At 41.6% G+C, this 12,461-nt stretch carries 13 protein-coding genes; 12 read left to right on the top strand and 1 reads right to left on the bottom strand.

What is annotated here, in order from left to right; all coding sequences use genetic code 11:
• Positions 1 to 196 precede the first annotated feature (196 nt).
• The 12 genes from G0Q07_RS01595 to G0Q07_RS01540 all read left to right on the top strand — a co-directional run bounded on the left by G0Q07_RS01595 (position 197) and on the right by G0Q07_RS01540 (position 11,543).
• Positions 197 to 1,369: a Gfo/Idh/MocA family protein gene (locus G0Q07_RS01595; RefSeq protein WP_163344433.1), complete on the top strand. Its 1,173-nt coding sequence runs from the start codon at positions 197 to 199 to the stop codon at positions 1,367 to 1,369.
• A 37-nt stretch (positions 1,370 to 1,406) separates the two neighbouring features.
• Positions 1,407 to 2,402 (top strand): sugar phosphate isomerase/epimerase family protein, encoded by a 996-nt coding sequence (locus G0Q07_RS01590; protein WP_163344432.1) that lies wholly within the window; start codon positions 1,407 to 1,409, stop codon positions 2,400 to 2,402.
• A gap of 84 nt (positions 2,403 to 2,486) precedes the next feature.
• Complete coding sequence (locus tag G0Q07_RS01585) at positions 2,487 to 2,894, top strand: PaaI family thioesterase (RefSeq protein WP_163344431.1); 408 nt, start codon at positions 2,487 to 2,489, stop codon at positions 2,892 to 2,894.
• A gap of 209 nt (positions 2,895 to 3,103) precedes the next feature.
• Positions 3,104 to 4,417, top strand: a complete 1,314-nt coding sequence (locus G0Q07_RS01580; RefSeq protein ID WP_163344430.1) for a Gfo/Idh/MocA family oxidoreductase — start codon at positions 3,104 to 3,106, stop codon at positions 4,415 to 4,417.
• Between the two features lie 189 nt (positions 4,418 to 4,606).
• Positions 4,607 to 5,620, top strand: coding sequence for an adenosine deaminase (locus G0Q07_RS01575; protein WP_163344429.1), 1,014 nt, complete (start codon positions 4,607 to 4,609; stop codon positions 5,618 to 5,620).
• Between the two features lie 51 nt (positions 5,621 to 5,671).
• Positions 5,672 to 6,256, top strand: coding sequence for a lipocalin family protein (locus tag G0Q07_RS01570; protein ID WP_163344428.1), 585 nt, complete (start codon positions 5,672 to 5,674; stop codon positions 6,254 to 6,256).
• A gap of 4 nt (positions 6,257 to 6,260) precedes the next feature.
• Positions 6,261 to 6,668, top strand: a complete 408-nt coding sequence (locus G0Q07_RS01565) for a DUF2177 family protein (RefSeq protein ID WP_163344427.1) — start codon at positions 6,261 to 6,263, stop codon at positions 6,666 to 6,668.
• Complete coding sequence (locus tag G0Q07_RS01560; RefSeq protein WP_163344426.1) at positions 6,656 to 8,476, top strand: DAK2 domain-containing protein; 1,821 nt, start codon at positions 6,656 to 6,658, stop codon at positions 8,474 to 8,476. The genes G0Q07_RS01565 and G0Q07_RS01560 overlap by 13 nt, the downstream gene beginning before the upstream one ends.
• A gap of 9 nt (positions 8,477 to 8,485) precedes the next feature.
• Positions 8,486 to 9,262 (top strand): DUF1295 domain-containing protein, encoded by a 777-nt coding sequence (locus tag G0Q07_RS01555; protein ID WP_163344425.1) that lies wholly within the window; start codon positions 8,486 to 8,488, stop codon positions 9,260 to 9,262.
• 31 nt (positions 9,263 to 9,293) lie between these two features.
• Positions 9,294 to 9,896, top strand: a complete 603-nt coding sequence (gene plsY / locus G0Q07_RS01550) for a glycerol-3-phosphate 1-O-acyltransferase PlsY (RefSeq protein ID WP_163344424.1) — start codon at positions 9,294 to 9,296, stop codon at positions 9,894 to 9,896.
• 10 nt (positions 9,897 to 9,906) lie between these two features.
• Positions 9,907 to 10,365, top strand: coding sequence for an SRPBCC family protein (locus G0Q07_RS01545; RefSeq protein WP_163344423.1), 459 nt, complete (start codon positions 9,907 to 9,909; stop codon positions 10,363 to 10,365).
• A gap of 419 nt (positions 10,366 to 10,784) precedes the next feature.
• On the top strand, positions 10,785 to 11,543 hold the full coding sequence (locus tag G0Q07_RS01540) for a hypothetical protein (RefSeq protein ID WP_163344422.1): 759 nt from the start codon (positions 10,785 to 10,787) through the stop codon (positions 11,541 to 11,543).
• A gap of 69 nt (positions 11,544 to 11,612) precedes the next feature.
• Here G0Q07_RS01540 and G0Q07_RS01535 read toward each other — a convergent pair whose 3' ends face one another.
• The gene (locus G0Q07_RS01535; protein WP_163344421.1) at positions 11,613 to 12,455 is read right to left on the bottom strand and encodes a DUF5777 family beta-barrel protein; all 843 of its coding nucleotides are present in this window, start codon (positions 12,453 to 12,455) and stop codon (positions 11,613 to 11,615) included.
• Positions 12,456 to 12,461: the final 6 nt, after the last annotated feature.

Raw genomic sequence — 12,461 nt, 5'->3', positions numbered from 1 at the left:
TTTATTAATCCTTATAATAAGAAGAGTGTAACAATAAAAATTCCCTCAGGGCAGCTTTTGCTTACATGGAGTGAAATCGGTTAAAAAACGGTATAAAACAGAATAGAACAGAAAGAAGTGCTGGTTGCTTTTGTTTCCTTAAAAAGAGTTCTTAATTTTATGAAATAATACTGAATCAACATAAACTAAATAAATCATGATGAATAGAAAACTACGCATGGGAATGGTTGGTGGGGGCACCGATGCATTTATTGGGGCAATTCACCGTCTGGCTGCTTTTATGGATAACCAAATTGAACTGGTGTGCGGCTGCTTTAGTGTGAATCCTGAAATTTCAAAAGAATCGGGGCAACTTTATTATCTTCCGGAACACCGGGTTTACGACACTTACCAGGAAATGTTTGAGAAAGAAGCGAAACTTCCCGAAGGCGAACGAATGGATTTTGTGTCGATTGTAACACCTAATTTTGTGCATTTTGCTCCGGCTATGATGGCACTCGATAACGGATTTCATGTGGTACTCGATAAACCCATAACTTTTACACTTGATGAAGCGCTGAAGCTCAAAGAAAAACTTGATGAAACGGGTTTAACTTTTGCGCTAACGCACACTTATTCGGGTTATCCGGCTGTAAAACAAGCCAAACATATGGTTAGCGAAGGCCGATTAGGACAAATCCGAAAAATACTTGTTGAGTATCCGCAAGGTTGGCTTTCATCAAAAGTAGAAGATGCAGGAAATGCACAGGCCAGTTGGCGTACCGATCCAAAACGCTCCGGAAAAGCAGGTTGTATGGGCGATATTGGAACACATGCACATCAGCTTACTGAATACATCTCCGGATTGCGAGTAACTGAAATTTGTGCCGACCTAAATGTTTTTGTTCCCAATCGTTTGCTCGACGACGATGGATCTGCATTTCTGCGTTTTAACAATGGAGCAAAAGGAGTGTTAACGGCAACACAAATTGCTGCCGGCGAGGAAAATGCTATTAAAATAAGGGTTTACGGCGAAAAAGGTGGTCTGGAATGGAACCAGCACGAGCCCAATACTTTGCTTTTAAAATGGAGCGATCAGCCGGCACAGCTATTAAGAACCGGTACGAACCTCGATGCTCCGGGAGCCTTGCACAATACACGAACTCCGGGCGGCCATCCGGAAGGGTATCTGGAAGCTTTTGCCAATATCTACCGCAATTTTGCGCTTACCGTACGCGCCAAAGCCAATGGCGAACAGCCAACACCCGAAATGCTTGATTTCCCTGGAGTAGAAGATGGTATTCGCGGAATGCAATTCATTGATACCGTTGTGAGCGCAGGATACAACGACGATGTGAAATGGGTTAAATTTGGCGAAACGATCGATTAAATTCATTAAAAAAACTGAACTTTAAACAACAACAATAATGGCAAGACCAGTAACACTTTTCAGCGGACAATGGGCCGATCTTCCCTTTGAAACCATGTGTGAGAAAGCAAAACAATTTGGCTACGACGGGCTGGAACTCTGTACCTGGGGCGATCACATGGAAATTGCAAAAGCCGACCAGGCTTATTGCGATAACAGAAGAGAATTATTGAATAAATACGATTTACAACTGTTTACCATTTCTACACACCTGGATGGTCAGTGTGTATGCGATCCAATTGATGCACGGCACAAAAACATTGCAAGCCCGCATGTTTGGGGCGATGGCGACCCGGAGGGTGTGCGTCAGCGGGCAGCAGAAGAAATGGTAAAAACAGCAGAAGTGGCCAAACGTCTGGGTATCGATACGGTAGCAGGCTTTACCGGAAGCCCCGTTTGGCACATGTTGTATTCCTTTCCGCCAGTTTCGTCGGAAATGATTGAAGAAGGTTATGCTGAATTTGCATGTCGGTGGAAACCTATTTTGGATGAGTACCAAAGTTTGGGCATAAAATTCGCGCTGGAGGCGCATCCAACAGAAATTGCTTTTGATATTCACACTGCACATTTGGCACTAAAAGCTTTGGATTATCATCCGGCGTTTGGTTATAACTACGATCCCAGTCATTTTGGTTACCAGCATGTTGATTATGTACGTTTTATTTATGAATTTGCCGATCGTATTTTCCGTGTGCACATGAAAGATGTATACTGGAGCGATGTGCCAACTGGAGTAGGTGTTTTTGGCGGGCACATGGAATTTGGCGATAACCGCAGATATTGGAATTTCCGCAGTTTGGGGCGTGGTAAAATTCAGTTCGAAAATATTATTCGGGCACTGAATGATATCGCTTATAACGGGCCGCTTTCAGTAGAATGGGAAGACAGCGGAATGGACCGCGAGGCAGGTGCCACAGAAGCCTGTGAGTTTGTTAAAAAGGTCGACTTTGCACCGTCAGATGTCGCTTTTGACGATGCAATGCAAAAAGAATAAAAAGAAGAATTGTCAAGCCGGAAGCAAAAGTTTCCGGCTTTATTTTTTCCGTAGTTTCGCTAAAATTAAACTCAGAAAAGAAAAATGACAGCAGCAAAATATCATAAGGAATTTGAGAAAGATGTGTTTGCAAGCAATAACGGGATAAAACTTGTGGAAGCTGCACCAGGTTATGCCAAAGCCAGTATGGAAATTCAGCCGACACATTACAATTCGGTAGGAATTGTGCACGGCGGAGCATTATTTACATTAGCCGATTTTACTTTTGCAGTGGCATCAAATTCGCATGGCAGAGTGGCACTGGCTATTGATGCCGAGATTTCGTTTTTTAAAGCATTAACAAACGGAACATTAACTGCTACAGCTAAAGAAATTTCTTTAAACGAAAAACTGGGAACCTACCTCGTTGAGATTACCAATGAGGAGAACGAATACATAGCTCATTTTAAAGGAACTGTTTACCGGAAAAAAGACAAAGTTACTTTTGAATAATATTTTGAGTTTGGAAAATAGTTGCATTTTTGTTTTACATATTGTAATCAGAGTGCGTTAATAAGTGATTACCAAGGGGTAAAAAGTAGGCGTTAAAAATGGAAAACTCAAAATTATTCTACAAATTTGATGTCAGTTTCTCAAAAGAAGATCTTCTTGAGCTTACTACAATGAATTAAGATTTATTTTCTAATACCAACTAAATAAAAATGACTAACAGGAGAAATTTTATTAAAACATCGGCAATGGCAACAGCTGGTGTGGGGCTGGCTTCAGGTATGCCATTAGCGATGGAATCGTGCTCGGGAGCAAACGATAAATTAGTTTGTGGTTTGATTGGGGCAAAAGGGATGGGTTTTAGCGACTTGCAGGCCTTTTTAAAGCAGAAGAACACGGAATGTGCAGCTATCTGCGATGTGGACCAAGGCATTTTGAACAAACGGATTGCCGACGTTGAAAAAATTCAGGGAACCAAACCAAAAGGGTTTAAAGATTTCAGAAAATTGCTGGAAGAACCCGGTATTGATGTAATCATTATTGGTACGCCCGACCACTGGCACTGTTTGCCTTTTGTTTATGCAGCACAGGAAGGGAAACATATTTATTGTGAAAAACCGCTGGGTAACTATATCGAAGAGATTAATATTATGGAGCGTGCCTGGGATCGTTATGGCACAATTGCCCAGGTAGGGCAGTGGCAGCGTAGCGACGAGCACTGGAAAGATGCTGTAGACTTTGTATACACAGGAGCTCTCGGTAAAATTCGTACCGTACGTTGCTGGTCGTACCAGGGTTGGATGAAATCTATTCCTGTTATGCCCGACGGACCTGTTCCTGAAGGTGTGGATTACGACATGTGGTTAGGACCTGCAACGGCTCGTCCGTTTAACCCGAACCGTTTTCACTTTAACTTCCGCTGGTTTTGGGATTATGCCGGTGGTTTAATGACCGATTGGGGAGTACACATTATCGATTATGGTTTATTCGGTATGAAAGCCAAAGCTCCAAAATCGATTATGGCGATGGGCGGTAAATTTGCCTATCCTAATGATGCCGGTGAAACGCCTGACACCATGCAGGCTTTATATGAATTCGACGATTATACTTTGTTGTGGGACCATGGCCTGGGAATTGACGGTGGTTACTATGGCCGCAGCCACGGTGTAGGTTTTGTTGGTGAAAATGGAACTTTGGTGGTTGACCGTAATGGCTGGGAAGTAATTCCTGAAGGAGGAAACAACCCAAAAATGGACCGCGTTGAATTGAAAAAAGGCGACGGTCAGGGCTTGAACAACCATATGGCTAATTTTATTGAGTGTATTAAAAAAGACGATCAGAATACGAACTGTAATGTCGGTATTGCCGCCAACACAGCGCGTGTAGCTCACCTGGGTAATATGGCTTTAAAAACCGGCCAGCGTTTGTACTGGGATGCAGATAACAGTAAGTTCATCGGTAACGATGCAGCTAACGAACTTTTGGTGCCAAGCTACCGCGCACCATGGGAATTACCAAACGTTTAGAAAGACAAATACCAAATAGTTGTAGAAAGCAGGCTCATTTCGGGTCTGCTTTTTTTTATCCAAATTTAGTGCCTTTCCCAACATTCAATTTCTATACCACAGAGTTCAATTGTCTCTTTAGACAAACTATTCATTTTACGTTTGTAAAATAGCATTGTGTATCCTTATCTTTGAAATAAAGAAAAGAGAATGACATCAAGAAAACAAAGAGAGTTGATAAATGCTATTCCCAAGGCCGAATTACATGTTCATATAGAAGGAACTTTTGAACCCGAGTTGATGTTTGCCATTGCCGATCGTAACGACATCCGATTAAAATATAAATCGGTTGATGATTTGCATTCTGCCTATCAATTCAATAATCTGCAGGAGTTTCTGGATCTGTATTACGCCGGAGCTTATGTTTTGCTGTACGAGCAGGATTTCTACGACCTCACAATGGCCTACCTGAAAAAGTGCCGGGAAGATAAGGTGGTGCACACCGAAATATTTTTCGATCCGCAAACACACACACAGCGCGGCGTTCCGTTTGAGAATGTGATTAACGGAATTTTACAGGCCTGTATTGATGCCCAAAACGAATGGGGCATAACTTACCGCTTAATTCCAAATTTTTTGCGTCACCTGAGCGAGGAGGATGCCATTAAATCTTTCCAGGAATCATTACGATTTGCCGAATTGTTTACTGCTTATGGGCTCGACTCCAGCGAAAAAGGACATCCGCCGCTAAAGTTTAAAAACGTGTTTGAAATGGTGCGTGCCGAGGGGTTTTTAACAATAGCACACGCCGGCGAGGAAGGACCCGCACAAAATGTTTGGGACGCCATTGAGATGCTTAAGGTTTCGCGTATCGATCACGGTGTACGATCAATGGATGATCCTGAGTTATTAAAGGAGCTGGCGCGTTTGCAAATGCCACTAACCGTTTGCCCGTTGTCGAACCTTAAGCTGAAAGTGGTGGATGATATGCGCGATCACCCGCTAAAAAAGTTACTTAACCACAATATTCTTGCTACTGTTAATTCCGACGATCCGGCCTATTTTGGCGGGTATATGAATGCTAATTTCCACGCCGTTGCCGAAGCGCTTAAGCTTACGAACGAAGATATTGTAACATTGGTTTCCAATTCGTTTAAAGCCAGTTTTCTTCCGGATGAGGAGAAGAAAAAGTGGTTACGTAAAATAGCTTTACCATCTTCTTAGATCTATTAACTTTAAACTGAACCAAATACTTTGTTTAGTGTTTATAGTTGTATGATTAAACAAATTGGTATAAGAAAAAAGACAATATTTCAGGGAAGCTGGCATCATGTTATCGTTTTGATCAGTTTGATATCAAGCGGTTTATTTTCCAGTTGTGCGGGACAAAAACAAACAATTGACAATAGTGTAGTTGAAGAACTAAACCTTCAAAGATACCTGGGAACCTGGTACGAAATTGCCCGTTACGATCATCGTTTTGAACGAGGACTCGTGGGAGTTACTGCTAACTATTCGATGCGCCCCGATGGTAAAATTAAAGTGGTGAACAGCGGTTATAAAAACACACTCGATGGCGAGTACACTGAATCCGTAGGAAAAGCCAAAATACCAGATCCTGTGAATGAACCGGCAAAATTAAAGGTCTCCTTTTTCTGGTTTTTTTATGGCGATTATTACGTGATGGAACTGGATGAGGATTACCAGTGGGCAGTTATTGGCAGCAGCTCCGACAAATACCTTTGGATATTGAGCCGAACACCACAAATGAACCCCGATGTATACAACGATTTGCTGCAACGCATTGCCAATCGTGGTTACGATACTTCGGAATTGATAAAAGTGAAGCAAAAAGTATAAAATTATGAGTATAAAAACAGTGCTAATTAGTTATCTTTTAACCTTTATCGTGTTTCTGGCAGTTGATATGCTTTGGTTAGGAGTGGTTGCCAAAAATTTATATTCCAGGTATTTGGGCGGTTTTTTAAGTGATAAAATTAACTGGACAGCGGCATTTGTTTTTTACCTGCTTTTTGTTGCAGGTATATTAATTTTTGCCGTGTACCCCGCTATTAACAAACAGTCTGTTCAGCATGCTTTGTTAATGGGTGCTTTGTTTGGCTTTTTTACTTATGCTACCTACGACCTCACCAACCTGGCCACATTAAAAGGCTGGCCTTTACCAATTGTAATAATCGACATCGCCTGGGGAACCATTCTTTCGGCAACCGTTGCTTATTCCGGATTTCAACTTACAAAATGGATCAGTTAAAAAACAGCAATACAATAAACAGTGAAGTGCCCGTGGTAAACGGCAAGATGCTTTATTACGCATTTTTGGCTGGCGGGAACCGTATATTACAGCATCAGGCGGAAATTAACAGGATCAATATTTTTCCGGTAAACGATAAAGATACGGGTACCAACCTGGCATCAACGGTTAGGTGGGTAATGGACAACATAAAGCCGCACAAATCTTATAAAACAACAGTAAATAGTATTGCCGAAGAGGCATTAAGAGGTGCCCGTGGTAATTCGGGAGTTATTTTTGCGCAGTTTCTGCACGGACTGAACATTGAAACAATAAATCAGCCGAAATTAACGCTTACCGAGTTTGCCGAGAGTGTAAATAAATCTGTTCCTTATATTTATGAAGCCATTGCCAATCCTGTTGAAGGTACCATGTTGACTGTGATTCGCGAGTGGTCGGAGTTTTTGTACCAACGCAAACATGCCATTCACAAATTTACTAAAGTACTTGTCGAATCAAAAGAGGTTTTGGAGCGGTCGCTGGCAGAAACTACCCAAAAGCTTAAAGTGCTGAATAAAACCGGATTTGTTGATGCCGGAGCAAAAGGTTTTGTATTGTTTCTGCAGGGAATAATTCACTTTCTGCAACACCGTAACATTCGTATGCTGGTAGAAAATTACGAACCCGTTTCGCTTATCCATTCTGAAGAGCTCGACCACGAGCACATTACTTTTCGCTATTGTACCGAAGCGATTATTAAAAACCTGAATACCTCAAAAAACAACTTACAAAAAGTGCTTTCATCCAATGGCGATTCGGTGGTTGTAGCCGGTTCGGAAAAGATGTGCCGAATACATGTTCACACCGAAAATCCAGCCGAATTGTTTTATCAGTTAAAAGAATATGGCACAATTAGTTATCAGAAAGTGGATGATATGGTACGCCAACAGGAAACAATTACCAAACGAAAATGGAATATTGCGCTGGTTAGCGATTCTACCTGCGACCTTTCGCAAGAGTTGATTGATAGCTACCAGGTGAATTTGGTGCCGTTGAACCTTAATTTTGGCGAGAACCACTACCTCGATAAGGTAACCATTCAACCCAAACAGTTTTACGATTTGCTGGAGACCAGCGAGCATTTTCCGAAAACAGCACAGGTAAACGAACAAACATTTACCAATCTCTATTCGCATTTGGCTTCGCATTACGATGCTATTATTGCCATTCATCTTACCAGTCAGTTTAGCGGTACTTTCGAAAGCAGCAAAAAAGCGGGCCAGCGTATCAGCAACGAATTTGGGAAACCGGTTTATGTAATCGATTCCAAAAACCTTTCGGGAGCATTAGGTTTACTGGTGCTAAGAGCTGCCGGGCTTATCGAAGAAGAAAAAGAGGCCTCCGACATAGTTCAAATTATTCAGAACGAAATTGACCGGGCGAAGATTTTTGTCAGCGTTAAAAATCTGAAATATATGATTAGAGGAGGACGCGTATCGAAACCAAAAGGTTTTATGGCCAAGGCATTGGGCTTAAATCCGGTTATCTCGATGGATGAAAACGGGAAATCGCTTTTGTTCGGAAAAACATTTAGTCAGCGGGCCAGCTTAAATAAAATTTTTAAGCACATCAAAAAAATAAGCGCTAACAAAAAGGTGTGGAATTACATTATTTTGCATGCACACAACCCAGAACTGGCTGCAAAAGTGGAAAACGAAATGCGCGATATTACCGGAAAAGATCCGGTTTCAACAGTGAATATATCTCCGGTTATTGGTATGAATGCCGGAATTGGATCAGTGGCAATTTCAATACTTTATAACGCATAATACAAAACCATGCTAACCGTATTTTTACAGGCTTCGCTTATTATATTAATGGCAGTTACCTTGTTGTGGATAGTCAGTGTGGTTATCACTAACGTAAGTATTGTCGATATTTTTTGGGGTTTTGCCTATGTGGTGGTAAATGCTTTTTATTTTTTTAGTTTGGAAGAATGGCACACACGCAATATGCTGTTGTTTGTATTGGTAACAGCTTGGGGGTTGCGGCTTACATTCTACCTTGCACAGCGAAACTGGGGACAAGAAGAAGACTTTCGTTACCGGGAATTCAGGAAAAAGTATGGCGAAAAACGTTACTGGTGGATCAGTTATTTTCAAACCTTTTTGTTACAGGGAGTGCTGGTATTGCTGATTTCTCTACCCTTGCTGGCAGCACATTACAAAACCCAAAATCCGCATCTGAATTGGGCCGATTACCTCGGTATTTTTTTCTGGCTGATTGGTTTTCTCTTTGAAGCTGGTGGCGACTATCAGTTGTTGCGCTTTAAACGCAATCCGGCTAACAAGGGAAAAGTATTAAATACCGGTTTCTGGAAGTACACCCGTCATCCCAATTATTTTGGCGATGCTGCTGTTTGGTGGGCCTATGGTTTGTTTAGCATAGCTGCGGGCGGATATTGGCAAATCATCGGGTCGGTGCTAATGACGCTGCTGCTTTTAAAAGTATCGGGAGTGGCGCTGCTCGAAAAAACATTAACTGAAACCAAACCTCAGTACCGCGATTACATTCGGAAGACAAGTTCATTTATACCGTGGTTTCCGAAGAAGTAACTTTTATATACCGATGGAGTAAAACGATACCATGAACAATGTCGTGCTAATAGTACTTTTGTTTTTTACCTACCTCTGGGGAAGTATTCCGGTGGGGTATCTGGTGGTTTATAGGATTGCCGGAAAAAATATTCTGGAGCACGGTAGCGGAAATATCGGTTCTACCAATGTGGGGCGTATTGTCGGGAAAAAATGGTCGTTGTTCACCCAGTTGCTTGATATGCTGAAAGGACTGCTTCCGGTTGCCCTTTTTTTGGTGTTTTCCGGGCAGCAACATCCCAGGACAGGTATGTACGTGTACCTGTTTGGTTTGGCAGCTATTCTGGGACATAATTTCAGCATCTTTCTGAAATTTAATGGAGGCAAAGGAGTAAATACAACACTTGGAGCAGCAGTTTTACTGGCGCCGGTAGCGGTGTTTTGTGCTGTGGCGATGTTCTTTGTGATAAAAAAAGTATTTAAATATGTATCGTTAGGATCGATGATGCTTGGCACCATTATGCCTGTAGTGGAATATATTCAAAATGGAATTTCATACACCTTTTATTTTTTGCTGCTGTGTCTCTTCCTCATTTTGCTGAGACACCGTAACAATATCAGACGTTTACTAAATAGAAGCGAAAATAAAGCATAAAAAAACGAATATGGCATTTTATCAATTTCGGCGCGAGCAATACATTAAAAGTAGCATAAGTGAAGTTTGGGCTTTTATCTCCACACCACAAAACCTAAAACGGATTACCCCGTCTTACATGGGTTTTGATATCCGCACGCCCGATTTACCGGATAGTGTTTATGAAGGGATGATTATTGCCTATACCGTACGTCCGCTTTTAGCTATCCCCACAACCTGGGTAACCGAAATTACACATGTAGTACCACAAAAATATTTTGTTGATGAGCAGCGGGTAGGACCTTATAAGCTCTGGCATCATGAACACCGCATTGAAGCAGTGGAAAACGGGGTGTTGATGAAAGATATTGTAAGTTATAGTCCGCCAATGGGGCCACTGGGGCAGTTGGCAAATACGCTTGTTATCCGTAAGAAGCTGGAAGAAATTTTTGAGTACCGAAAACAGGTGCTAGAGGAAATTTTTCCGTGAATCAGCTCAAACTATCTGGCGACAAAGGAAGTAACGTTCGTTTGTTGCTATTCTAAAAATGACTTCAACCCGGAACGATGCTCTCCGTTTTTCACACCCTTAATAATTCCTTAAATTATTCATCAGAAAAAGTATTGCTGATGCCAAGATATTTTATCCTGAATAGCTGGCTGAATTTTATTTCAGTACACAGCAAAATAAATGGGTTTTAATCTCTTCGCATTTGTAGTGGATGAAAACCTGGAGTCTTCTATGATGCTGAGTATTTCCTGGCTGGATTACGTTTTACTTTAAGCGATTAAAGGAAGTTGTCTTGAAAAAATTACTGACATTCGGAATAAAAAACTTAGAGATCTTAAAATATAATAAGATCGTTTTCGTTTTGTCTTTACACAACAGTCAAACTAAAATTAGAAATAATGAAAACAGGAAGAAAATTATTTTTTGCATTAGCCTTTATGGCAGGAATTTTTGTTGCCTGCAACGATGATGAGGATTTAAACACCAGCGGTGAATCGGTTTTAGGCGTGCGTATTGAGGCATTAAATACCGATTTTAATTTACCGGTTCAGGCTGGAATAAAGTCAGTTGCGGTAGATTCCGAATCCATTGTATGGGACTCGGCTCACCTGGTCGTCTCTGAGATTAAGTTTGAGGCGGAACTAAAAAGCCTGGTTACGGGAGAGGACTCGATTGAGATGGAGTATAAATGGTTTGGCCCCGAAATGGTCGATCTTTTGAATAACGAACTGACTATGGGAAACTTTATTCTTCAACCGGGTTATTACGACGAGATTGAGCTAAAGGTAAGCGGAGAGCAGGAAGACGCGGGCAACGATCCGGTGTTCTATCTGGAAGGAATTTATACAAACAACAATGGAAGCACACCAATTGTGGTAATGGTAAATGACGATGTATATTTTAAAACCGAAAAAGAAAATGTGGAGGTTACGGAAGAGGAAATCGATTTTATGTTGGTTATTCAACTGTATTTGGATGAGCTGATGGCCGATGTTGATATAGCCGACCTTGATGCAGCGGAACTCAGCGATGGTGTACTACTTATTTCTGCGGATAAGAACACCGAGATCCACCAAATTATTGTAAATAATCTGGAGCACGACCAACGCACGCATTACAAACATAAACACCACGACGACGATCACCATGATGATTAAAGGATAATGCTTGAGTATAAAAAATGACGCCTGAAGAAAAGATCTCTTCAGGCGTCATTTTTTTAGAACTTATTCTGTCCACAATGGATCGTATTTTAGATTGAATTCCCGAATCAGGTTAAAACCAAAATACAGGTTCCCGTCGGCCCAGCTACCCGTACTGTTTGTATACACAGCCTGGTGATACATTCGGTTGTTATTCGATAAAACCAATTGGAAAAGATGGCCACCAGTATCGATGTCTACGCCTAAAGAAAGGGCGTTATCTCCTGAAATTTCTGAGCTAAACGGAACCAAATATTCCAGGTTTGCCGAAACTTTTTTAGAGATACGTACAGCAGCAGCAGTTCCGAGGGTAAATACCGAGAGGTTTTCACCCAAACCATAGATGTACCCGGTTTCTAAAAAGCCGGGCGAAAGATGCAGTGCAAAATTACCCATGGTTTTCGACAGGTGAAGTTGCGCATTCCACGACAGCTTATCCGAGAAATTGTCGGAAGCTTCGGGGAAATAGTCTCGTATGGTTGGTACTGAACCCCCAACGCTTAAAACGGCAGAAAGGGGAAAATCGCTTTTTTGCTGAACAAGGCGATATTTGGCAAAAGCATCGTAGGTTTTTAACCAGGTGCTGCGGCCCACTCCCAGGTTAAGGTTATTACCCAAACCATATTCAAATCCAAGTCGCATGGAAGCCACATCAAGCCCAAAAAGCTCATAAAGCCCGCCACTTATATCTCCAAAACGATGTTGTATAAGCAGCAGTAAATCACCATCGTCGGCCAGGTTGGCCGATTGACCGTTAACAACGCGGGTTCCCTGAAAAGCATTTTCAACTATATTATCCTCATCCTGTCCCAGGAGTGTATTAATCAGAAACATCTGGAACAGTAAAAAACACATTACCTTTTTCATACTGCT

Origin of the sequence: Draconibacterium halophilum, from assembly GCF_010448835.1 — a bacterium.
In the GTDB taxonomy this organism is placed as follows: Bacteria; Bacteroidota; Bacteroidia; order Bacteroidales; family Prolixibacteraceae; genus Draconibacterium; species Draconibacterium halophilum.
Note: the sequence above shows the minus strand (reverse complement) of the source record. Positions and strands in the feature narration are given on the sequence as shown.

What these genes read in the sequence shown, in the direction of transcription:
- G0Q07_RS01595 (WP_163344433.1), top strand. Translation starts at nt 197, where the DNA reads ATGATGAATAGAAAACTACGCATGGGAATGGTTGGTGGGGGCACCGAT.
- G0Q07_RS01590 (WP_163344432.1), top strand. Translation starts at nt 1,407, where the DNA reads ATGGCAAGACCAGTAACACTTTTCAGCGGACAATGGGCCGATCTTCCC.
- G0Q07_RS01585 (WP_163344431.1), top strand. Translation starts at nt 2,487, where the DNA reads ATGACAGCAGCAAAATATCATAAGGAATTTGAGAAAGATGTGTTTGCA.
- G0Q07_RS01580 (WP_163344430.1), top strand. Translation starts at nt 3,104, where the DNA reads ATGACTAACAGGAGAAATTTTATTAAAACATCGGCAATGGCAACAGCT.
- G0Q07_RS01575 (WP_163344429.1), top strand. Translation starts at nt 4,607, where the DNA reads ATGACATCAAGAAAACAAAGAGAGTTGATAAATGCTATTCCCAAGGCC.
- G0Q07_RS01570 (WP_163344428.1), top strand. Translation starts at nt 5,672, where the DNA reads ATGATTAAACAAATTGGTATAAGAAAAAAGACAATATTTCAGGGAAGC.
- G0Q07_RS01565 (WP_163344427.1), top strand. Translation starts at nt 6,261, where the DNA reads ATGAGTATAAAAACAGTGCTAATTAGTTATCTTTTAACCTTTATCGTG.
- G0Q07_RS01560 (WP_163344426.1), top strand. Translation starts at nt 6,656, where the DNA reads ATGGATCAGTTAAAAAACAGCAATACAATAAACAGTGAAGTGCCCGTG.
- G0Q07_RS01555 (WP_163344425.1), top strand. Translation starts at nt 8,486, where the DNA reads ATGCTAACCGTATTTTTACAGGCTTCGCTTATTATATTAATGGCAGTT.
- plsY (WP_163344424.1), top strand. Translation starts at nt 9,294, where the DNA reads ATGAACAATGTCGTGCTAATAGTACTTTTGTTTTTTACCTACCTCTGG.
- G0Q07_RS01545 (WP_163344423.1), top strand. Translation starts at nt 9,907, where the DNA reads ATGGCATTTTATCAATTTCGGCGCGAGCAATACATTAAAAGTAGCATA.
- G0Q07_RS01540 (WP_163344422.1), top strand. Translation starts at nt 10,785, where the DNA reads ATGAAAACAGGAAGAAAATTATTTTTTGCATTAGCCTTTATGGCAGGA.
- G0Q07_RS01535 (WP_163344421.1), bottom strand. Translation starts at nt 12,455, where the DNA reads ATGAAAAAGGTAATGTGTTTTTTACTGTTCCAGATGTTTCTGATTAAT.